The organism is Paraburkholderia sp. BGA-UO-ETr-F21 (genome assembly GCF_059567925.1).
Genome location: NZ_JCAQOY010000040.1, coordinates 1,120,814 through 1,143,118 on the forward strand (window position 1 = coordinate 1,120,814; position 22,305 = coordinate 1,143,118).

Sequence of the window (22,305 nt, forward strand, 5' to 3'; positions counted from 1 at the left end):
CACAAGCGTGATGGACCGGCGTTCGGCGCGCATGGAGCCCGCGCGCCGGCGGGCCCGTTCAGTGCCGCTGTTCAGCCGCGGGCGTCACACCTTGTGAGAGCGCCTCGGCGACAAAAAGTTGCGCGACATCGACCGGATCGAACTCGTAACGCTGGTTGCAGAACTCGCAATGAATCTCCACGTGACCGCGTTCTTCGAGTACGCCGTCCACCTCTTCGCGGCCCAGCATCTTCAGCATGCCGCCGACCTTTTCGCGCGAACACGTGCACTCGAAGCGCGTCTTTGCCGGTTCGAAATGCTGAACGTTCTCCTGCCAGAACAGGCGCCGGAAAATCGTTTCCGGTTCTTCCTTCAGCAACTCGTCTTGCGACATCGTGCCGCCGAGCGTGCAGACGCGTTCCCACGTGTCCGCGTCCAGATCGCCCGGATGCGGGACGATGCCGCCGTCTCCCGGCAGTTTTTGCAGCAGCATGCCGACGGCGCGTTCGGTGTTCGCCGCGAGCCACAGGCGCGTGTCGAGCTGCTCCGAGTGGTGCATGTAATGCTCGAGCACCTCGGACATCGAGTTGAGCGGGCCGTCCACGCCCGAGAGCGGCACGATACTTTGATACGGTTGCTGACCGGGCTGCTTGTCGGCCGGATCGAGCGTGATCACGCAACGGCCGTGGCCGCTCGCGTTCAACAGGTCGACCATGCTGGTCGTCTCGCCGATCACGTTGGCCGCTTCGCCTGACAGCTTGGCGGTGGCGCGCATCGACAGATCGGAGCCGCACTGCACCACCAGCATCTTGACCGGGCCGTCGCCGAAAATCTGCATGATGAGCGTGCCGTCGAACTTGAGGTTCGCCGACAGCAGCGCGCACGCGGCCATCATTTCGCCCAGCACCGTGCGCACCGGCGCCGGATAATCGCGGCGTGTCAGGACTTCCTGCCACGTATTGCGCAGCGAAACGATCTCGCCGCGCACCGGCGCCGCGCTGAACATGAATTTTTGCAACTGGTCGCTCACAACTTTTCCTCGGTCAAATGACGCAGCGTGATGCCGCGTCGTGCGCGGCGTGCGCACCGGCTGGCTAGCCGATGCGCACGAGCTGCGCCTTGTAATATTCGCGGCGCTCGGCATAGGTTGCCGCGCCGCGCTGCATGTTGGCGATATCCGTCTCGGTCAGTTCGCGCACCACCTTGGCGGGCGCGCCGAGAATCAGCGAATTGTCGGGAAACACTTTGCCTTCGGTGACGATGGCGCCCGCTCCGACCAGACAGTTGCGGCCGATCACCGCACCATTCAAGACCACGGCCTGAATTCCGATCAGCGAACCTTCCTTGATCGTGCAGCCGTGCAGCATGACCTGGTGGCCGATCGTGACGTTCGGCTCGATCGTCAGCGGAAAACCGGGGTCGGTGTGCAGCACGGCGTTTTCCTGCACGTTGCTGCCCGTGCCAATGGTGATGGGTTCGTTGTCGCCGCGAATCGTCGCGCCGAACCAGACGCTGGCGTTCTCTTCGAGCGTGACGTTGCCGATGATGCTCGCTGAATCCGCTACGAACACGCTTTCATGGATGGTCGGGGCGGCATCGCCAAGCTTGTAAATGGTCACAGTGTCTCCTCTTGATCGGTCGCTACGTGCGCGGAATAGGGCGCGAAACGGGCCGGCATGTCTTGCGCCGCCGGGCTGTGCCGCCACGCCAAGGCTTTGGTCACGTTGGATGGTCGTCGAATCGAGTATTGTAAACGGTTGTGTGCTTGAGCCGCTTGATACGGCGGCGCGATACGCCGCTTCGCTCCTGGGGCTGCCGGATGCGTGGTCGTGCCGCGGCTCATGCTTTGAAGGCCGCGGGTCGATGTATCGGCCGCGGCTCGCCCTGCCGTTTCCCTGGCCTCCGCGCCTTCGGCTCTTTTTGCTGCTTCCTTTGTCGATCCGCTTGCCATGATGTCTGCCGCTCCGTCCGCTCCGTCCGCTCCGTCTGATCCATCCGTCGCCGATTCCGGACGGCAAGCGCATTGCGCGCGCGCCGCCGCGCTCCACGCATTGTGCGAAGCCGATCCGGCCGCCAAAGCCGCCGCGGCCCGAAGGCTCTACGCGGCGGTACTCGAAGGCCGCATGGTGTGCGCCGCAGACCTCGAACTCGTCGAACCGGCCGGTCTACCGGGCCGTCCCGCTCGGCCCGAACTGGTCGATCCGCGCCAGTTGAAGCGGCGCAGCATGCAATCGCCGCAAGGGCGCGCGGTTCTGCTGCATGCGCTCGCGCACATCGAATTCAACGCCATCAATCTCGCGCTGGACGCGGTCTGGCGCTTTGCTGGCATGCCCGCGGCGTTCTACACGGACTGGCTCAAAGTCGCCGCCGAAGAGGCCTATCACTTCTCGCTGCTGGCCGCGCGCCTCGCGCAGTACGGCCACGTCTACGGCGACTTCCCGGCCCACGACGGCTTGTGGGACATGTGCGAGCGCACGCGCGGCGACGTGCTGGCGCGCATGGCGCTGGTGCCGCGCACACTCGAAGCGCGCGGCCTCGACGCCTCGCCGCCGATTCGGGCGCGCCTGCTGCAGGCGGGCGATCAGGCATCGGCGGCAATTCTCGACGTGATCCTGCGCGACGAAATCGGCCACGTGCTGATCGGCAACCGCTGGTTCCGGCACCTGTGCGACGCCAGCGGATTCGACCCTCACGACACGTACACGCGTCTTGCCGACCAGTATCACGCACCGAAATTACGTGGGCCGTTCAATTTCGAGGCGCGCCGTGAAGCCGGCTTCGACGAAGCAGAACTGGCCGAGCTGACAGCCCTCGCGGGCCTCGACGCTCCGCAGGCGGTGCCGCCGTCCGCCGCCGACTGAGGTTTCCTTCGCAATCCGGCGCCGCGCGTTGCCGGCCTATCTCGTTATAATCGAACGACCATTCTTTTTTGGACGTGCCGTTCATGAACTCTTCCCAGTCTGAATTCGTCGCCGTGCGCGGCATCCGTCTGCATGTGCGCCGCTGGGGCAACCCGGATGCGCCGATGCTGTTCATGCTGCACGGCTGGATGGACGTGGCGGCGTCGTTCCAGTTTGTCGTCGACGCGTTGGGCGGCGAGTGGCAGGTGCTGGCGCCGGACATGCGTGGTTTCGGCCTGTCGGACTGGCCGGTAGCGGAGCGCGGCGGCGGCAATTACTGGATTCAGGACTATCTGGCCGATCTCGACGCCTTGCTCGACCACTACGCGCCGACCGGCGAAGTGAATCTTGTCGGCCACAGCATGGGCGCCAACATTGCCTGCGTTTATGCGGGCGTGCGGCCGGAGCGGGTGCGGCGCGTGGTCGACCTTGAAGGGTTCGGCCTCGCGCCTTCGCACGCGGCGCAGGCGCCCAAACGTCTGCGCAACTGGCTCGACGAATTGCGCGATCCGCCGCAACTGAAGCGCTACGCGTCGCTCGAGGACGTCGCCGCGCGTCTCATCAAGACCAATCCGCGCCTCGATCCGCTGCGCGCGCAGTTCCTCGCGCAGCATTGGTCGAAGCCGGATGGCGAAGGGCGCTTCATGCTGCTCGCCGACCCAGCGCACAAACTGCGCGGCCCCGCGCTGTACCGTCTCGACGAAGTGATGGCGACGTGGCGCAAGGTGAGCGCCAGGGTGCTGCACGTGGAAGCCGCCAACTCGCCGACGCTTGCGCAGATCGCCGGCGAAATTCCGCTCGACGAGTTCAAGGCGCGCTTTCAGGCGTTCCCGAACTGGCGCGAGAAGATCATCGACGAAGCAGGGCACATGGTTCACCACGACCAGCCGGAGCAGGTGGCCGCGCTGATCGAAGGGTTCTGCGCGTAGCGTTCTCGAAAGGCGGAGGAATCGCAAAGGGTGCTTCCTTCGGAACGCCCCGCATGGGAACTGCCTCCGGGCGGCGGTTGCGCGAGATAGCTCTGCGTCCACTTACTGCGTTGCAGTAAAATGAGTGCAGATCCTTTTCAAGACAACGATGAACGCCGACCTCCACTGTCATTCCACCGTTTCCGACGGCCAGTTCGCGCCGGCCGAAGTTGCGCGCCGCGCGCACGCGGGCGGCGTGACGCTGTGGGCGCTCACCGATCACGATGAACTCGGCGGCCAGCACGAAGCGAAAAACACCGCCGAAGCGCTCGGCATGGGCTATCTGAGCGGCGTCGAAATTTCGGTGACGTGGGCGTCGCGCACGGTGCATATCGTCGGGCTGGGCATCGATCCGACCAGTTCGATCCTGATCGACGGTCTCGCGCGCACCCGCAACGGCCGCGCCGCGCGCGCCGAAGCCATCGGCGAGCAACTGGCCACGCTCGGCATTCCCGACGCCTATCAGGGCGCGCTCAAATACGTATCGAACCCGGACATGATTTCGCGCACGCATTTCGCGCGGTTCATGGTTGAAAACGGCTACGCCACTTCCACGCAAGACGTGTTCACTCGCTATCTGGGCGACGGCAAGCCCGGCTACGTGTCGCACCGGTGGGCCAAACTGGCCGACGCGGTCGGCTGGATCCAGGCTGCCGGCGGCGAAGCCGTCATTGCGCATCCGGGTCGGTATGCTTACTCGCCGGTCGAATTCGACGCGTTTTTTGCCGAATTCATCGATCTCGGCGGCAAGGCGATCGAAGTGGTGACGGGCAGCCATACGCCCGACCAGTATCGCGAATACGCGGATGTCGCGCGCCGTTTCGGCTTCGAGGCGTCGCGCGGGTCCGACTTCCACGCACCCGGCGAAGGCCGTGTCGACCTCGGCACGTTGCCGCCGCTGCCCTCCGATCTGAAGCCCGTCTGGGAACGCTGGCTGTGAGCGCGCCGTGCCGTAGCGGCACGTCGAGCGCGAAAGTCGGCGGGGCGCGGCGCGCGGCACGCGCCTGGCTCCAGGCTTGGGCGCGATCTTCCGGCCGGTCTTCAGCCGCAGTTCATTTACCGTTCAGCCGCAGTTCATTCGTCAGCCAACGTTAGCCATGTCCCAATACTTCCGGCTTCATCCTGATAACCCGCAGCCGCGCCTCGTCAAGCAGGCCGTGCAGATCATCAACGATGGCGGCGTGGTCGCGCTGCCGACGGATTCCAGCTACGCGCTCGCTTGCCATCTGGACGACAAGGACGCGGTCGAGCGTCTGCGCCGCATTCGCGGACTGGACGAGAAGCAGCTTCTGTCTCTGCTGGTGCGCGATCTGTCCGAACTCTCGAATTTCGCGATGGTGGACAACCGGCAGTACCGGCTGATCAAATCGGTGACGCCCGGCCCCTATGTATTCGTCTTGCAGGCTACCAAGGAGGTGCCGCGGCGCCTCTCGCACCCGTCGCGCAAAACCATCGGCCTGCGCGTGCCGGATCATGCGATCACGCTGGCGATTCTCGAAGAACTCGGCCAGCCGCTGCTCGGCTCGACGCTGATCATGCCGGGGGAAACCCAGCCAATGAACGACCCGGAAGAAATCCGCGCGCGCCTGGAAAAGCAGCTGGATCTGGTGATCGACGGCGGCCCCTGCGTGTGCGAGCCGTCCACGGTGATCGATCTGACGGGCGCGGAACCGGTGCTGGTGCGGGCAGGGCGCGGCTCTCTCGCGCCGTTCGGCCTCGAAGAGACGGCATGAGTGAAAGCGGACAGACGCACGCAATCGCGTTGTTACAATAGCGAGTTATGGATTCTTCCCTGATACAGACCATTGCGGTATACGCGTTGCCCGTGATTTTCGCCATCACGCTGCATGAAGCCGCGCATGGCTATGTGGCGCGCTGGCTCGGCGACAACACGGCCTACGTACTCGGCCGCGTGTCGGTCAATCCGATGCGGCACATCGACCCGCTCGGCACGATCGCGATTCCCTTGCTGCTGTACTTCGCCACCAGCGGCGCGTTCATGTTCGGCTACGCCAAGCCGGTGCCGGTCGCCTTCGGCAACCTGCGCAATCCGCGCTGGGGCAGCCTGTGGGTCGCGGCCGCGGGTCCGGCCTGCAACTTCGTGCAAGCGCTGATCTGGGGCCTGTTCGGTGTCGCGCTCGCGGTAATGAATGTGGACGAGCCGTTCTTCACGCGCATGGCGGGAGCCGGCGTGGGCGTGAATCTCGTGCTCGGCGTGCTGAACCTGTTTCCGCTGCCGCCGCTCGACGGCGGCCGTGTGCTAATGGCGCTGCTGCCGCCGCGGCAATCCATCACGCTGTCGCGCCTCGAGCCGTACGGTTTTTTCATCGTAATGGCGCTCGTCATGACGGGCACGCTGACGCGTTACTGGCTGAATCCGCTTGTCACGATCGGCTACAGCGCGATCACCGCCATTCTGACTCCTCTTGTTTCGCTTTTCTAAATAATCATGTTCCCAGACCGTATCTTCTCCGGCATGCGGCCCACCGGGTCGTTGCACCTCGGCCACTATCACGGCGTGCTGAAAAACTGGGTGCGGCTGCAGTCCGAGTACCCGTGTTTCTTCTGCGTGGTCGACTGGCATGCGCTGACCACGCATTACGAAACGCCCGAAGTGATCGAAAAGAACGTCTGGGATGTGCTGACCGACTGGCTGGCAGCGGGTATCGATCCGGCGCAGGCCACGCTGTTTATTCAGAGCAAGGTGCCCGAGCATGCCGAACTGGCGCTCCTGCTCGGCATGAGCACGCCGCTGGGCTGGCTCGAGCGCGTGCCGACCTACAAGGAGCAGCAGGAGAAGCTGAAGGACAAGGATCTGTCCACTTACGGCTTTCTCGGCTATCCGGTGTTGATGGCGGCGGACATCCTGTTGTATCGCGGCTCGCTCGTGCCGGTTGGTGAAGACCAGGTGCCACACGTCGAAATGACGCGCGAAATCGCGCGCCGCTTCAACTATCTGTACGGCCGTGAACCGGGTTTCGAGCAGAAGGCGAACGAGGCGGCGAAAAAGCTCGGCGGCAAGCGCGCCAAGCTCTATCACGAACTGCGCAATGCCTACCAGCAGGAAGGCGACGACGAAGCGCTCGAACAGGCGCGCGCCATGTTGCAGGAATCACAGAGCCTGTCGATGAGCGATCGCGAGCGTCTGTTCGGCTACCTCGAAGGTTCGCGCAAGATCATTCTGGTCGAGCCGCAAGCCATGCTGACCGAGGCGTCGCGCATGCCGGGTCTCGACGGTCAGAAAATGTCGAAGTCGTACGGCAACACGATCGGCCTGCGTGAAGACGCGGAGACGATCACGAAGAAAGTCCGCACCATGCCGACCGATCCGGCTCGCGTGCGCCGCACCGATCCGGGCGACCCCGACAAGTGCCCGGTGTGGCAGCTTCACCAGGTCTACACCGACAAAGCCACTCACGACTGGGTGGAGAAGGGCTGCCGGTCGGCCGGCATTGGCTGCCTCGAGTGCAAGCAGCCGGTGATCGAGGGCATTCTGCGCGAGCAGCAGCCCATGCTCGAGCGCGCGCAGAAGTACATGGACGACCCGTCGCTGTTGCGCGCGATCGTCGCCGACGGCTGCGACAAGGCCCGCAAGTTCGCCACGGAAACGATGCGCGACGTACGCGAGGCCATGGGCCTGTCTTACAACTGAAGCAGCTGACGCAAGTGAAGCAGCTGACGCAAGTGACCCAACCGGTGAGCCGTGCTGAACGGCGGGCAAGTCGATGAGCACGCCCGTTGCCGCCATGCACGGACTGGGCGAGCCGTCCCCCTGGGTGCGCGATTGGGCGCATCTGGTCGCGCCGGGCGGCGCGGTGCTCGACGTCGCATCCGGCGCGGGCCGGCATGCGCGGTTCTTTGCGTCGCTTGGGCATCCGGTGACCGCCATCGACCGCGACGCGGCGGCGCTCGGCATGCTGCGTGGCGAGCCGCTCGTCACGCCAGTCGAAGCCGACCTCGAAGGCGCCGCGTGGCCGTTGCCCGCCGAGTCGAAATTCGCCGCCGTCGTGGTGACGAATTACCTGCACCGCCCGCTCTTTGCGCAGCTTTTGCGCGCGCTCGCGCCCGGCGGCGTGCTGGTTTACGAGACCTTCGCGCAAGGAAACGAAAGGGTCGGCAAACCCTCTAATCCGGCGTTTCTACTGGCGCCCGGCGAGCTGCTCGAGCGCGTGCGCGGCCAGCTCCGGGTGGTCGCATTTCAAGATGGGTTTCTCGCGCAGCCGCGCCCGGCCTACGTCCAGCGGATCTGCGCAATTCTGGAGGCGGAGCGCTCAGTCGACCCCGCGCAGGCGGCAGCTCCGCCTTGTTACGAGTTGGCTGGCTAATCCGCTACAATCGCGGTTTACCTGATCAAATTCATGGCGTTTCATGACTAACGGCAACCAAGGCAGCAACCAAGGCAGCAACGACGGCGTTCAGATTCGCGGCAGCATTCCTGCCATCATCACCCCGATGCTCGAAGACGGCAGCCTGGATCTGCCGGCGTTTCGCAAACTGATCGACTGGCATATCGCAGAGGGCACGAACGCTCTCGTCGTGGTCGGCACGAGCGGCGAATCGGCCACGCTGTCGGTCGAGGAACACGTGCTGATGGTCAAGACCGCGGTCGAGCATACGGCGGGCCGGATTCCGGTGATCGCGGGCTCGGGCGGCAATTCCACGACCGAGGCGATCGAACTCACCCAGCAGGCCAAGGAAGTCGGCGCCGACGCCACGCTCCAGGTCGTGCCTTACTACAACAAGCCGACGCAGGAAGGCATTTACCGCCATTTCGCGAAGATCGCCGAAACCGTCGATCTGCCGGTGATCCTGTACAACGTGCCGGGCCGCACCGTTGCGGACATGAGCAACGAAACCATTCTGCGTTGCGCGCAGGTGCCTGGCATCATCGGTGTGAAGGAAGCGACCGGCAATATCGATCGCGCCGCGCATCTGATCAAGTCCGCGCCGTCGCACTTCGGCATCTACAGCGGCGATGATCCCACCGCCATCGCGCTGATGCTGCTCGGCGGCCACGGCAATATTTCGGTCACCGCCAACGTCGCGCCGCGCGCCATGAGTGATCTCTGCAAGGCTGCGCTCGCCGCGGACGCTAAGACCGCGCGCGAGATTCATATGAAACTCCTGTCGCTGCATAAGAACCTGTTCATCGAATCGAATCCGATTCCGGCCAAATGGGCGCTGCAGCAATTGGGTCGTGTGCAGGGCGGAATCCGCCTGCCGCTCACGCCGCTCGATCCGCAATACCACGAAGTGGTGCGCGGCGCGCTGCGCGAAGCGGGCCTGCTGGGCTAGGCGGACAGCGTCCGCGGCACCCCCAGCGCCAACGAAAGCCTGCCACCGGCACTCCCTTAACCGACGTCGATCCAGCCCACGTTCCCGGCACACAGAACCAAGGCACCGCGTTCCAGCATCACGAAGGACCTCATGAAACGTTCCGCACTTTCCCTCCACGCAACCCGCATGGCGGCGCTGGCGCTTGCCCTCACGACGCTCGCCGGCTGTGACACGCTGAACGACTGGTTTGCTTCCGACCGCGTCAACTACAAGGGCGCGGGCAGCGCGCCGGCGCTCGCCGTTCCCGGCGATCTGAGCACCACGCCGACCGATCAGCGCTATGTCGCACCGCCGGCCAATCTGGCGCTGGGCGGCGCGCAGCAGCGCGCGGTCACGGCCGCCGGCAATTCGACCGAAGGTCAGCCGAACGCGCAGGATCCGTTCGGCATGCATATCGAACGTGACGGCGATCGCCGCTGGCTGGTGGTCGACGGCCGCACGCCGGAACAACTCTGGTCGCAGTTGCAGGAGTTCTGGCAGGAGAACGGCTTTGCGCTGAAGACCGACGCGCCGGCTACCGGCATCATGACGACCGACTGGGCTGAAAACCGCGCCAACATTCCGGACGACTGGTTCCGCCGCACGGTCGGCAAGGTCATCGATTTCGCGTATTCGTCGGGTACGCGTGACAGCTTCCGCACGCTCGTGTCGCGCGCGCCGGGCGAAACAACGGACATTTCCATCACGCACAGCGCGATGGAAGAAGTGATGACGGGGCAGGACAAGACGTCCTCGCGTTGGGAAGAGCGTCCTCGCGATCCGGCCCTGGAAGCGCTGTTCCTGACCAAGCTGATGCAGAAGTTCGGTCTGACCGAAGCGCAGTCGAAGCAGTTGCTGACCGACGCGCGTCCGGCGGTGGCGCCGACCACGCTCGACCAGAGCGCGGGCGCGTCCACGCTCGATCTGCAGGAGTCGTTCGACCGCGCATGGCTGCGCGTGGGCCTCGCGCTCGACCGCACCAACTTCACCGTCGACAACCGCGATCGTGCGAAGGGCATCTACTACGTGCGCTACGCGGATTCGATGCAGGAGCTGAAGAAAGAAGGGCTGTTCGGCAAGCTGTTCTACAGCGGCAATACGGCGAAGAAGCCGGGTCAGGAATTCCTCGTCAACGTTCGCTCGAAGGGCGATGCAGTGACGCAGGTGGCCGTGCTGAACGCGAACGGACAGGTGGACAATTCGTCCGACGCGCAGCGCATCGTGACGCTGCTGCACGCACAGCTGAACTAAGCGGACCGTGAGGTTCGCGAGTCTCGGCAGCGGCAGTGAAGGCAATGCCATGCTGGTGGAAGCGCAAAGCGGCGCGACCACCACGCGTGTGCTGCTCGACTGCGGTTTTTCGGCCAAGGAAGTCGAGCGGCGGCTGACGCGGCTTGGCGCGAGCGTCGAAGGTCTCGACGCGATTCTGATCACGCATGAGCATGGCGACCACATTGGCAGTGCGCTGACGCTGGCGCGCAAGTGGTCGATTCCCTTGTACATGAGCTGGGGCACCGCTCGCGCGGTAGGCGCCGACGAAGCCGACGTGGACCTGCAGGTGCTCTGGGGCGACGAAGCGGTGGCGATCGGCGACCTCAGCATTCTCCCCTACACCGTCCCGCACGACGCCCGCGAGCCGCTGCAATACGTGCTCTCGAACGGCGCGAGCCGGCTTGGTGTGCTGACGGACGTCGGCACGTCCACGCCTCATATCAGCTCGGTGCTGAGCGGATGCGACGCGTTGGTGCTCGAATGCAATCACGATGTACGGATGCTGGCCGGCAGCCGCTATCCGCAATCGTTGAAAGCGCGCATCGGCGGCAATCATGGGCATCTGAACAACGACGCGGCGGCTGAAATTCTGGCTTCGCTCGATCGTTCGAGATTGCGCCACCTGGTCGCCGCGCACCTGAGTCAGCAGAATAATTCGCCTGAACTGGCGCAGGCCGCTATGGCCGGCGTGCTGGGCGCGGCGCCTACAGAAGTGGTGGTGGCTTCGCAGGACGACGGGTTTGCGTGGCTGAGCGTCTGATCCGCGCCTGATTCCTGATGCTTGCCCCGCGCGCCAGGCGCCGCGATTCCATGAAAAAAGCCCATAACGATTACTCGTTATGGGCTTTTTCTTCAAGGCGGGACATTTGGAATGCCACGCCCTGAATCAGGCTTGGTTGCCACCCTTAGTTGCGGTTACCGCCGAAAATTCCGAGCAGCGCGAGCAGGTTGACGAACACGTTGTACAGGTCAAGGTAGATCGCGAGGGTGGCGGTGATGTAATTCGTTTCACCGCCGTTCACGACGCGCTGAACGTCGAACAGCATGTAGGCCGAGAAGATCACGATGGCGAGAACCGACACCGTGAGCATCAGCGCCGGCAGATGCAGGAACACGTTCGCGACCGATGCGAGCAGCAGCACGATCACGCCCATGAACAACCACTTGCCGAGACCCGAAAAGTCGCGCTTGCTGACCGTGGCGATGGTTGCCATCGACGCGAAGATCACACCAGTGCCACCGAAGGCGAGCATGATCAACGACGGGCCGTTCGAAAAACCGAGCACGAAGCTCAGGATACGCGACAGCATCAGGCCCATGAAGAACGTGAAGCCGAGTAGCACGAACACGCCGGCCGCGCTGTCTTTGGTTTTCTGGATGGCGAACATGAAGCCGAAGGCGATCGCGAAGAACGCCAGCATGCTCATGGCGGGACTCGTGGCGGCGAACAGCGAGAAACCCGTGGCGAGGCCCACCCACGCGCCGAGCACTGTCGGAATCATGGACAGCGCGAGCAGCCAGTAGGTGTTCCGTAGCACGCGGTTACGCGTTTCGACCGTGCTGACCGCGCCATTGCGGCCAAAGCTATACGGATGATCGTTCATGGTCTCTCCTTACCTCAGAAGCAAGTTGCGTATGGTTGTGAAGCGGGTTGTAGCGAGCCGAGCCGTGGAATTCCTGTCACCGGCGCGGCGCTCTCTTCCCTAAGATTGGCGCGCAGGCAGGGAGTTTCAATGCCCTGAAAATACTGACTTGGCACCCACACGGCCAACGCTACCAGTATTCGGAAACTCCTGCTTGGAGTCTTTCAGTGTTGTAAGGGTTCAATCGCAATCATACACGGGAACATGCTACAATAGCGGATTCATTTGAATCTGTAACCTCTTAATTTTTTGGAGTTTTTATGGCGATCGAACGCACCCTGTCGATTATCAAGCCGGACGCAGTGGCCAAGAACGTGATCGGCCAGATCTATACCCGTTTCGAGAACGCTGGTCTGAAGATCGTGGCTTCGCGCATGGTTCACCTGTCGCGCGCCGACGCAGAGAAGTTCTACGCCGTGCACGCTGCGCGTCCGTTCTTCAAGGACCTGGTCGATTTCATGATCTCGGGCCCGGTCGTCGTGCAAGCGCTGGAAGGCGAAAACGCCATTCTTAAGCACCGTGACCTGATGGGTGCAACGGACCCGAAGAAGGCGGAAAAGGGCACGATCCGCGCCGATTTCGCAGACAGCATCGACGCGAACGCAGTGCACGGTTCCGATGCGCCTGAAACGGCAGCAGTCGAAATCGCGTTCTTCTTCCCGCAAGTGAACGTCTACTCGCGTTAAGCAGGACTTGCCCTGCGCGGTTCGTGCAGCCGATTGGATTTATCGCACGAATCGCCCGGCAAAGTAGTAAGGTAAAAGCAGCAGGAATGGGCGCGAACGGCATTGCGTTCATGCAGCTTGTTGCATGAACGTAGTCTCGCACTGAAATGGCAGGATTCGATATGACGAGCAGTCCCACCGTCAACCTTCTCGACCTCGACGCCCAAGGGCTCGTCGCCTACTGCGACAGCCTGGGCGAGAAGCCGTTTCGCGCCAAGCAATTGCAGCGCTGGATTCACCAGTACAACGCTGCCGACTTCGACGGCATGACCGATCTGGCGAAGTCCTTGCGCGAAAAGCTCAAAGGGCGCGCCACGATCTCGATGCCCGGCATCGTCAGCGACCATATTTCGACCGACGGCACGCGCAAGTGGCTGATCGACGTCGGTAACAGCAACGCGGTTGAAACCGTCTACATTCCCGAAGAAACGCGTGGCACGCTGTGCGTGTCGTCGCAGGCCGGGTGTGCGGTCAATTGCCGTTTCTGTTCGACCGGTAAACAGGGTTTTTCCCGCAATCTCACCACCGGCGAAATCATCGGCCAGTTGCGCATGGCCGAGTTCGCGCTGCGCGCGTCGCGCGGTGTGGATGGCGGTCGCGCCACGGGCGGCGACGGCAAGGGCGAGCGCGTCGTCACGAATGTCGTGATGATGGGCATGGGCGAGCCGCTGCTCAACTACGACGCGGTCGTGCCCGCCATGCGCCTGATGCTCGACGACAACGCTTACGGCCTCTCGCGCCGCCGCGTCACGCTGTCCACTTCGGGTGTCGTGCCCATGATGGACCGGCTCGGCGCCGATCTGCCGGTGGCGCTCGCGGTCTCCCTGCATGCGCCTAGCGATCCGCTGCGCGACATGCTCGTGCCGCTGAACAAGAAATATCCGCTGCGCGAACTGATGGCGGCTTGCCAGCGCTATCTGAAAGTCGCGCCGCGCGACTTCATTACGTTTGAATATTGCATGCTCGACGGCGTGAACGACAGCGAGGCGCAAGCGCGCGAGTTGCTCGCCGTTACGCGCGACGTGCCGTGCAAGTTCAATCTGATTCCGTTTAATCCGTTCCCCGAATCGGGCCTCATCCGCTCGAAGCCGGAACAGATCAAGCGGTTTGCACAAGTGTTGATGGACGCAGGCGTCGTCACCACGGTGCGCAAAACACGCGGCGATGATATCGACGCTGCCTGCGGTCAGTTGGCCGGTGCGGTAAAAGACCGCACTCGCCTTGCTGAACGCACCGGGAAGGCAGCGAAGATCATCGAGGTTCGCGCCGTGTAATCGCGCGGGGACCGCAGGGCGCCGATGGTCGGGAAAGCTCCCCGAAAGCGCGAAAACCTGCGGTGCCGGCGTCGATTGAAAAGAAAGTTTGCAGAATCGATCGGAAGCGGCACACAAGGCCGCACATTTTGTTATAAACGGTCTGCGATTCGGACGTGAGGCTTGAGCCCGTCCGGCTTGCACGAGTAAAAAAGAATCGACGCGAAAGGATTTGGGATGAGTGAGCCGCAGCACCCGCAGCCGCAGGACACAGACACGAACGAAGGCCATCCGGCGCCGGTCGCACGGGCGGTGGTGCAGCCCGCCGTGCAGCCGGGCATGGATTCGTTGGCGGCGGTGGGCGCGCGCTTGACCCAGCTGCGTGAATCGAAAGGCTGGACGGTCGACGACGTGTCGGCGCGTTTGAAAGTGTCAGTCATCAAGTTGCGCGCGCTCGAATCGGGCGACATCAGCCACTTGCCGGACACGACCTTCGCGCTGGGTGTAATGCGTAGCTACGCGAAGATGCTCGGCGCCGATCCCGCGCCGTTCACGGCGGTGCTGCGCCGCGAGAAGGGTGTGGCCGCGCCGGATCTGTCGATGCCGGCGTCGTCGGGAAAAGATTTGCCGCGCGGGCGGGTGTCGCTGTCGCTGGGCGGCAGCGGACAAAAAAGCCGCTCATGGTTGTGGGGCGTGGCGGCGGTGATCGTCGCGGTGATCGCGCTCGGCATGTGGCACACCAACGGTGGCGATTCGTCTGCATGGCTTGCGCGTTTGAAAGCGAGCGCGAACGGTGCCGCTGGTGGTGTGACGGGCGCCTCGGGTACGGTGGCGCAAGGTCAATCAGCGGGTTCCGAAGCAACGGCGGCTGAGTCTGCGTCAGCGCCGGAGGCACAGGAGGCAGCAGAGAACGCAGCGTCGGCTACGCCGATGCCCGCGCCGCTTGCCACTGGCACGACGCCGTCATCGGCGCCGGCGGTCACGGCAACAATGGCTGCGCCCAAGGCAGGCTCGCAGGCCCAGGTGGCCGCAGCGCCGGGCGCGAGTGCGTCGGCGGCGGTGGTTGCGGGCGCGTCGGCGGCAACGGTGGCGCCGGCTGCCGGTGACTCAGTCGTCGCATTGCGTGTGACACAGGACAGCTGGTTCAGTGTGCGTAGCAAGGATGGCAAGGAGGTGTTCTCCGGCCTCGTGCACGCGGGCGATACGAAGGAAGTGACGGGCGCGGCGCCGTTCAAGATCACGGTTGGTAATAAAGCCGGTCTTGAATCGCTGACGCTCGATGGCCAGCCGGTCGATCCGTCGAAATATTCGGCTGCCAAAGGTAACGTGGCGCGTTTCGCGCTGCCTTGACAAATACGGTATGCGCCGCGGCCAACCGGTCCGCGGCGCTTTTTCAATTCAGGCGCCACGTCTTTTGTGTGGCGCATGCGGCGTAAATGGGTTTTTCGATGCATTCCGAAGCTCAATCCCAATCTGGTAGCAAGATTATTTCCGACGAGCCGGTGTTCGGCGGCCAGGCCGCGCGGCGCAAGTCGCATGCGGTCGACGTCCGTTGGGGCGGCCAGCTCGTCACCATCGGTGGCGACGCGCCCGTGCGCGTCCAGTCGATGACCAACACGGATACCGCGGACGCCATCGGCACCGCAATCCAGATCAAGGAGCTCGCGCAAGCCGGCTCGGAACTGGTGCGTATCACGGTGAACACGCCGGAAGCGGCCGCGGCCGTGCCGGCCGTGCGCGAGCAGCTCGACCGCATGGGCGTGTCGGTGCCGCTCGTCGGCGACTTCCACTACAACGGCCATTTGCTGTTGCGCGATTACCCCGCGTGCGCAGAGGCGCTGTCCAAGTACCGGATCAATCCGGGCAACGTGGGCCACGGCGCGAAGCGCGACACGCAGTTCGCGCAGATGATCGAAGCCGCGGTGAAGTACGACAAGCCGGTCCGTATCGGTGTCAACTGGGGCAGTCTCGACCAGGATCTGCTCGCGAAGATGATGGACGCGAACGCGGCGCGTTCCACGCCGTGGGAAGCACAAAGCGTGATGTACGAAGCGCTGATCCAGTCGGCGATCGGCTCGGCGGAGCGGGCGGTCGAACTCGGCCTGTCGCGCAACCAGATCATTCTGTCGTGCAAGGTCAGCGGTGTGCAGGATCTGATCGCCGTGTACCGTGAACTGGCGCGCCGTTGCGATTTCGCGCTGCATCTCGGCTTGACCGAGGCGGGCATGGGCTCGAAAGGCATCGTGGCATCGACCGCGGCGTTGTCCGTGCTGTTGCAGCAGGGGATCGGCGACACGATCCGTATTTCGCTGACGCCGGAACCGGGCGGATCGCGCACCGGCGAGGTGATCGTCGGCCAGGAAATTCTGCAGACCATGGGTCTGCGCTCGTTCACGCCGATGGTGATCGCGTGCCCGGGTTGCGGCCGTACCACCAGCACGCTTTTCCAGGAACTGGCGTCGCAAATCCAGACCTACTTGCGCACGCAGATGCCGGTGTGGCGCGATCAATATCCTGGCGTCGAGAAGATGCACGTCGCGGTGATGGGCTGCATCGTCAACGGTCCGGGTGAGTCGAAGCAGGCCAACATCGGTATCAGCCTGCCGGGTTCGGGCGAAAATCCCGCCGCGCCGGTGTTCATCGACGGCGAAAAAGTGAAGACGTTGCGCGGCGATAACATCGCGCAAGAATTCCAGCAAATCGTGAGTGACTACGTTGAGCGCAGCTATGGCCGCGCCACGGTAGCCAACTAAATATCGGCTCTCGACATACAGATGACTGAACAGAAGAAAAAGCTCGACAAGCTGTCCGGCGTGAAGGGCATGAACGACATCCTTCCGCAGGAAGCCGGGCTGTGGGAATTTTTCGAAACGACCGTCAAGTCGATGCTGCGTTCGTATGGATACCAGAATATTCGTACGCCGATCATCGAGCATACGCAGCTGTTCAAGCGCGGCATCGGCGAAGTGACCGACATCGTCGAGAAAGAGATGTACAGCTTTACCGACGCGCTCAACGGTGAAAATCTGACCATGCGCCCGGAGAACACGGCGGCGGTGGTGCGCGCGGCGATCGAACACAACATGCTGTACGACGGCCCGAAGCGCCTGTGGTACATCGGCCCGATGTTCCGTCACGAGCGTCCGCAGCGCGGCCGCTATCGCCAGTTCCATCAGGTCGGCGTGGAAGCGCTGGGCTTTGCCGGTCCGGACGCGGACGCTGAAATCATCATGATGTGCCAGCGGCTGTGGGACGATCTCGGGTTGATGGGCATCAAGCTCGAACTCAATTCGCTGGGCCTCGCCGAGGAACGCGCGGCGCATCGCGTCGAACTGATCGCGTACCTCGAAAAGCACATGGACGTGCTCGACGAAGAGGCGAAGCGCCGTCTCTACACGAACCCGCTGCGCGTGCTCGATACGAAGAATCCGGCCATGCAGGAAGTCGCGCAGAACGCGCCTAAGCTGATCGATTTTCTCGGCGAAGAATCGCGCGCGCACTTCGAAGGTCTGCAGCGCATTCTGAAAGCGAACAACATTCCGTTCACGATCAATCCGCGCCTCGTGCGCGGTCTCGATTACTACAATCTGACCGTGTTCGAATGGGTGACCGACAAGCTCGGCGCTCAGGGTACGGTTGCGGCCGGCGGCCGTTACGATCCGTTGATCGAACAACTCGGCGGCAAGCCCACGGGAGCATGTGGCTGGGCAATGGGCGTCGAGCGGATCCTCGAACTGCTGAAAGAAGAGCAACTCGTGCCGGAAGACGAAGGTTGTGACGTGTACGTGGTCCATCAGGGCGACGCGGCGCGTGAGCAGGCCTTCATCATCGCCGAGCGTCTGCGTGATACGGGCCTCGACGTGATCCTGCATTGCAGCGCCGACGGTCAGACGGCCAGCTTCAAATCGCAGATGAAGCGTGCCGACGCGAGCGGCGCGGCCTTCGCCGTGGTGCTCGGCGAAGATGAGATCGCCAACGGCACGGTCGGCGTGAAACCGCTGCGCGATACAAATGCTAACGGCGGTAAAAACGAGCAACATAACGTGCCCGCCGAAGACTTGACCGAATTTCTAATCAATGCGATGGTTGCAACCGCCGAAGACGGCGACGACTGATCGCGATGTCGTCGAGCCGGTTGGTTTGCAATCAGGCTCGACACGCACACGTAGCAAGAAAGAGGAAATCGCCGGGCAATGAGTTACCACGACGAACAAGAATCGATTGAAAGTCTGAAGGCATGGTGGACGCAGTGGGGCAATGCAACCACATGGATCGTGCTGGTGGCACTGGTGGCGGCGGCCGGCTGGAACGGCTGGAATTTCTGGCAACGGCGCGAGGCGGCGGAAGCCGCCGTGCTGTATGACCAGGTGCAGCAAGCCGTGGCATCGGGCGACAAGGCGAAGATCACTCGCGTCGCCGCCGACATGGAAGACAGGTTCAGCCGCACTGCGTATGCGCAGATGACCGCGCTGGGCGCGGCCAAGGCGCTGTACGCCGCCGGCGACGAACCCGCAGCGAAGGCGCAGTTGCAATGGACCATCGATCACGCGAAAGACGACGAGTTCAAGCAGATCGCCAAACTGCGCCTCGCTTCGCTGCTACTCGACGACAAGGCCTACGACCAGGGTCTGGCGCTGCTCGCCGAACCTCAGTCCGACGCGTTCAAAGGCATCGTGGCGAATGGCCGCGGCGATCTGCTCGCCGCTCAAGGCAAGCGCGACGATGCGCGGGCGGCCTACAAGCTTGCGCTCGACTCGCTGTCGAAAAACGATAGCTCGGCACGCCAGTTGATTCAGTTCAAGCTGGACGCGCTGGGCGGCTGATCGCCGCATGTAAGCGCCATAATCGGCGCCGCGTGTAACGACCAACCGGTCTCCTTTAACTAATTTCCTGAATGCTTCGTCCACCGATGAATCTGCTGAAACGTTACGCTGTGCCCGTTGCCTGTGCGATGACCGTCCTTACCATGGCGGCTTGCTCATCCACGAAAGACGAGCGCCGCGTGCCGACGCCGCTCACCGAGTTCAAACCCGTGCTCGACGTGCAGCAGGCCTGGAAGGCGAGCGTCGGTAAGGCGGGCCGCTATCTGTTCTCGCCGGTGGCGGTTGGCAATGCGGTGTACGCGGCTGGCGCGAACGGTTCGGTGGCGAAGATCGACGCGCAAACCGGGCAGGACGTGTGGCGTGTCAAGCTGCACGACGACCTCTCGGCAGGTGTCGGCAGCGACGGCACGCTCACTGCTGTCGGCGGCCTGAAGGGCGACGTGTACGTGCTCGGGGCGGACGGCAAGCAACTCTGGACCGCCAAGGCGCCGGGCGAAATCATTTCGCCGCCGCTCGTCGGCAACGGACTCGTGGTGGTGCGTACGGTCGACGGCCAGATCGTCGCGTTCAATGCGCAAACCGGCGAGCAGAAGTGGAACTACCGCAACCGCGCGGTGCCGCTCAACCTGCGCGTGTCGTCGGGCATGACGTTCGCGGGCGACGCAGCCGTGCTGGCCGGGTTCCCGGGTGGTGCGTTCGCCGCGATCAACCTGCAGACGGGCGACAACTACTGGCAAACGCCGGTGTCCTATCCGAAGGGCGTGACGGAAGTGGAGCGTATCAACGACGTGACCGGACCGCCCACGCTGGTCGGTTCGGAAACCTGCGCCGTAACGTTCCAGGGCCAGATTGGCTGTTTCGACGCGAACTCGGGCCGCGCGGTGTGGGAAAAGGCGTTTTCCAGCACGAGCGGTCTGGCGCAGGATGACCGCGCCGTGGTGGCGGCGGACGACTGGTCGGTGGTGTCGGCGTTCGACGTCAGCAGCGGCGCGCCGCTGTGGAAGAACGACAAGCTGAAGAATCGCGACCTGAGCGTGCCGTTCATTCTGGGTCACGCAGCGGTGCTGGGCGACTACCAGGGGTACGTGCACTTCCTGTCCCGCGACGACGGCACCCTCGTCGCCCGCCTGAAGACCGACGGCAGCCCGATTACCGCTGCACCGGTGCTGGCCGGCGAGACGCTGGTGGTGCTGACGCACGACGGCGATCTGTACGGCTACCGCCCGCGCTGATCGCGCGGGGAGGCAATCGCCGTTGAGCGTGCAGGCCGGCTTCGCCGGCCGTACGCGTTTTAGAAGAATGTGTTGCAGGGCAGAGTAAGTAGAAGAATTGCGCCGGACTGGCTGGTCCGGCAAGTCGGATCAGACATGGCACACGGGCCCACGTGGCCATCGGTGGCTGCTTGCGGCGCCACCATCGGCGGTATCTTCGCAAATATCGCGGAGCGTCGTATTCGAATTGGCGTGCGAGCCGTCGAGCAGGAAAGACCAGACCTGGCGGCCCCTTGGCGCCGCCCCATACAGCCAAACCCCCGTCCGCCCGGGTGCGCATATTGACAGCACATCCGGGGCTGGCCGAATTCGTGATAATTTTCGTCAAACGCTGCCGTGTAGCGGCCGCATGGCGTCGCTACGCGGACGGTCGATTTCGATCCCGCGTTTCACCGTGAACAACATCTGATGAAACCCGTTATTGCCCTCGTCGGGCGCCCCAATGTGGGGAAATCCACGCTGTTCAACCGTCTCACGCGCACGCGTGATGCGCTGGTTGCCGACCTGCCCGGTCTCACTCGCGATCGCCATTACGGCGAAGGGCGCGCCGGCGACCGGCCGTATCTGGTCGTCGATACCGGCGGTTTCGAGCCGGTCGCGAAAGACGGCATCCTGCACGAAATGGCGCGTCAAACCCGCCAGGCGGTCGAGGAATCGGACATCGTCGTGTTTATCGTCGACGGTCGCAATGGCCTCGCGCCGCAGGACAAGTCGATTGCGGACTACCTGCGCAAGGTCGGCCGGCCGATTTTCCTCGTCGTCAACAAGGCCGAGGGCATGAAGTACAGCACGGTCGCCGCCGACTTCTACGAGCTCGGTCTGGGCGACCCGCGCGCGATTTCCGCGGCGCACGGCGACGGCGTGACGGAGATGATCAACGAGGCACTCGAAGTCGCGTACGCCGGTCAGCCGGAAGAAAGCGACGAAGAGAAAGAAACGCGTGGCGTGAAGATCGCGATCGTCGGCCGTCCCAATGTCGGCAAGTCGACCTTGATCAACGCGCTGGTGGGCGAAGAGCGCGTGATCGCGTTCGACATGCCCGGCACCACGCGCGATTCGATCTATGTCGATTTCGAGCGCGGCGGCAAGCCGTACACGCTGATCGACACCGCCGGCTTGCGCCGCCGCGGCAAAGTGTTCGAAGCGATCGAGAAATTCTCGGTGGTGAAGACGCTGCAATCGATCTCCGACGCGAACGTCGTGATCCTGTTGCTCGACGCGCGCCAGGACATCTCGGAGCAGGACGCGCACATTGCGGGCTTCGTGGTGGAGCAGGGCCGCGCGCTGGTGGTGGGCGTGAACAAGTGGGACGGGCTCGATCCGCATGTGCGCGAGCGCACCAAGGCCGACCTCGAGCGCAAACTAAAATTTCTCGACTTCGCCAAATTCCATTTCATTTCCGCTGCGGAAAAAACCGGAATCGGCCCATTGATGCGCTCGGTGGACGACGCGTACGCAGCCGCCATGGCCAAGCTGCCGACGCCGAAGCTCACGCGCGCGCTGATCGATGCCGTTGAATTCCAGCAGCCGCGCCGGCGTGGTCCGGTGCGCCCGAAACTTCGTTACGCGCACCAGGGCGGACAGAATCCGCCGATCATCGTGATTCACGGCAATGCGCTCGACGCGATCACCGAAACGTACAAACGCTACCTCGAAAACCGCTTCCGGGAAACTTTCAAGCTGACTGGGACTCCATTGCGCATAGAGTTCAGATCGTCGACGAACCCTTACGCGGATAAAGGCTAAATCCAGGCTGAAACCCGCGTGTGTGCTGGCTTTGGCCGCCTGGCCAGGTCGCTCGCGCAAAAATGAAAATCGGCTATAGTGTAGCGGTTGACGGCGGATCTCTTTTTCTTCGTCGTCAATTAAGTCAACCTGCAAAAAAATACGGAGTTTGCTATGAGCAACAAAGGGCAATTGTTACAAGACCCGTTTTTGAACGCACTGCGTAAAGAGCATGTGCCGGTGTCGATCTATCTGGTCAACGGCATCAAGCTTCAAGGGAACATCGAATCGTTCGACCAGTACGTCGTGTTGCTCCGGAATACGGTCACCCAGATGGTCTACAAGCACGCAATCTCGACTGTCGTGCCAGCCCGCCCGGTGAATTTCCACCCGGATTCCGAACAGTCCTAACCCCCGTCGCGGCCGGCGT

General features: G+C 63.3%; 22 protein-coding genes. 19 read left to right on the forward strand and 3 right to left on the reverse strand.

The window, feature by feature from the left end; all coding sequences use genetic code 11:
• Window positions 1-58 precede the first annotated feature (58 nt).
• A complete protein-coding gene (gene hslO / locus AC57B1_RS37430) occupies window positions 59-1,009 on the reverse strand; it encodes an Hsp33 family molecular chaperone HslO (protein WP_091792907.1) in 951 nt (316 codons plus the stop codon).
• 64 nt (window positions 1,010-1,073) lie between these two features.
• The gene (locus AC57B1_RS37435) at window positions 1,074-1,598 is read right to left on the reverse strand and encodes a gamma carbonic anhydrase family protein (protein WP_408185444.1); all 525 of its coding nucleotides are present in this window, start codon (window positions 1,596-1,598) and stop codon (window positions 1,074-1,076) included.
• Window positions 1,599-1,928: 330 nt separating this feature from the next.
• On the opposite strand from AC57B1_RS37435, the gene AC57B1_RS37440 reads away from it, so the two are divergent.
• The 10 genes from AC57B1_RS37440 (at window position 1,929) to AC57B1_RS37485 (ending at window position 11,195) form a co-directional block, all read left to right on the forward strand.
• A complete protein-coding gene (locus AC57B1_RS37440; RefSeq protein WP_496420199.1) occupies window positions 1,929-2,840 on the forward strand; it encodes a ferritin-like domain-containing protein in 912 nt (303 codons plus the stop codon).
• 83 nt (window positions 2,841-2,923) lie between these two features.
• On the forward strand, window positions 2,924-3,808 hold the full coding sequence (locus AC57B1_RS37445; protein ID WP_408347763.1) for an alpha/beta fold hydrolase: 885 nt from the start codon (window positions 2,924-2,926) through the stop codon (window positions 3,806-3,808).
• Between the two features lie 148 nt (window positions 3,809-3,956).
• Complete coding sequence (locus AC57B1_RS37450) at window positions 3,957-4,787, forward strand: 3',5'-nucleoside bisphosphate phosphatase (protein WP_496420200.1); 831 nt, start codon at window positions 3,957-3,959, stop codon at window positions 4,785-4,787.
• Window positions 4,788-4,944: 157 nt separating this feature from the next.
• Complete coding sequence (locus AC57B1_RS37455; protein WP_091800294.1) at window positions 4,945-5,580, forward strand: L-threonylcarbamoyladenylate synthase; 636 nt, start codon at window positions 4,945-4,947, stop codon at window positions 5,578-5,580.
• Window positions 5,581-5,627: 47 nt separating this feature from the next.
• Window positions 5,628-6,290: a site-2 protease family protein gene (locus AC57B1_RS37460; protein WP_408185446.1), complete on the forward strand. Its 663-nt coding sequence runs from the start codon at window positions 5,628-5,630 to the stop codon at window positions 6,288-6,290.
• A gap of 6 nt (window positions 6,291-6,296) precedes the next feature.
• Complete coding sequence (locus AC57B1_RS37465) at window positions 6,297-7,499, forward strand: tryptophan--tRNA ligase (protein WP_408347770.1); 1,203 nt, start codon at window positions 6,297-6,299, stop codon at window positions 7,497-7,499.
• 73 nt (window positions 7,500-7,572) lie between these two features.
• Window positions 7,573-8,172: a class I SAM-dependent methyltransferase gene (locus AC57B1_RS37470; RefSeq protein ID WP_408347773.1), complete on the forward strand. Its 600-nt coding sequence runs from the start codon at window positions 7,573-7,575 to the stop codon at window positions 8,170-8,172.
• Window positions 8,173-8,215: 43 nt separating this feature from the next.
• A complete protein-coding gene (gene dapA / locus AC57B1_RS37475) occupies window positions 8,216-9,142 on the forward strand; it encodes a 4-hydroxy-tetrahydrodipicolinate synthase (RefSeq protein ID WP_091792918.1) in 927 nt (308 codons plus the stop codon).
• 132 nt (window positions 9,143-9,274) lie between these two features.
• The gene (gene bamC, locus AC57B1_RS37480; protein ID WP_091792920.1) at window positions 9,275-10,414 is read left to right on the forward strand and encodes an NlpB/DapX family lipoprotein; all 1,140 of its coding nucleotides are present in this window, start codon (window positions 9,275-9,277) and stop codon (window positions 10,412-10,414) included.
• A 7-nt stretch (window positions 10,415-10,421) separates the two neighbouring features.
• Complete coding sequence (locus AC57B1_RS37485; RefSeq protein ID WP_091792922.1) at window positions 10,422-11,195, forward strand: MBL fold metallo-hydrolase; 774 nt, start codon at window positions 10,422-10,424, stop codon at window positions 11,193-11,195.
• A gap of 145 nt (window positions 11,196-11,340) precedes the next feature.
• On the opposite strand, the gene AC57B1_RS37490 is transcribed toward AC57B1_RS37485, so the two are convergent.
• Entirely contained in the window at window positions 11,341-12,039 is a 699-nt protein-coding gene (locus AC57B1_RS37490; protein WP_007181342.1) for a Bax inhibitor-1/YccA family protein, read from the reverse strand.
• Window positions 12,040-12,338: 299 nt separating this feature from the next.
• Between AC57B1_RS37490 and ndk the strand changes: the two genes are divergently transcribed.
• The 9 genes from ndk (at window position 12,339) to hfq (ending at window position 22,286) form a co-directional block, all read left to right on the forward strand.
• Window positions 12,339-12,764 (forward strand): nucleoside-diphosphate kinase, encoded by a 426-nt coding sequence (gene ndk, locus AC57B1_RS37495; RefSeq protein WP_007181343.1) that lies wholly within the window; start codon window positions 12,339-12,341, stop codon window positions 12,762-12,764.
• 161 nt (window positions 12,765-12,925) lie between these two features.
• Entirely contained in the window at window positions 12,926-14,077 is a 1,152-nt protein-coding gene (gene rlmN / locus AC57B1_RS37500) for a dual-specificity RNA methyltransferase RlmN (RefSeq protein WP_007181344.1), read from the forward strand.
• A gap of 216 nt (window positions 14,078-14,293) precedes the next feature.
• The gene (locus tag AC57B1_RS37505; protein WP_496420201.1) at window positions 14,294-15,406 is read left to right on the forward strand and encodes a helix-turn-helix domain-containing protein; all 1,113 of its coding nucleotides are present in this window, start codon (window positions 14,294-14,296) and stop codon (window positions 15,404-15,406) included.
• An 86-nt stretch (window positions 15,407-15,492) separates the two neighbouring features.
• A complete protein-coding gene (gene ispG / locus AC57B1_RS37510) occupies window positions 15,493-16,809 on the forward strand; it encodes a flavodoxin-dependent (E)-4-hydroxy-3-methylbut-2-enyl-diphosphate synthase (protein ID WP_091792926.1) in 1,317 nt (438 codons plus the stop codon).
• Window positions 16,810-16,830: 21 nt separating this feature from the next.
• Complete coding sequence (hisS, locus tag AC57B1_RS37515) at window positions 16,831-18,171, forward strand: histidine--tRNA ligase (protein ID WP_091792928.1); 1,341 nt, start codon at window positions 16,831-16,833, stop codon at window positions 18,169-18,171.
• A gap of 78 nt (window positions 18,172-18,249) precedes the next feature.
• A complete protein-coding gene (locus tag AC57B1_RS37520; protein ID WP_091792930.1) occupies window positions 18,250-18,879 on the forward strand; it encodes a YfgM family protein in 630 nt (209 codons plus the stop codon).
• Window positions 18,880-18,965: 86 nt separating this feature from the next.
• Complete coding sequence (gene bamB, locus AC57B1_RS37525; RefSeq protein WP_091792932.1) at window positions 18,966-20,111, forward strand: outer membrane protein assembly factor BamB; 1,146 nt, start codon at window positions 18,966-18,968, stop codon at window positions 20,109-20,111.
• Window positions 20,112-20,558: 447 nt separating this feature from the next.
• Window positions 20,559-21,896 (forward strand): ribosome biogenesis GTPase Der, encoded by a 1,338-nt coding sequence (gene der, locus AC57B1_RS37530; protein ID WP_091792934.1) that lies wholly within the window; start codon window positions 20,559-20,561, stop codon window positions 21,894-21,896.
• 153 nt (window positions 21,897-22,049) lie between these two features.
• Complete coding sequence (hfq, locus tag AC57B1_RS37535; protein ID WP_006051315.1) at window positions 22,050-22,286, forward strand: RNA chaperone Hfq; 237 nt, start codon at window positions 22,050-22,052, stop codon at window positions 22,284-22,286.
• Window positions 22,287-22,305 lie beyond the last annotated feature (19 nt).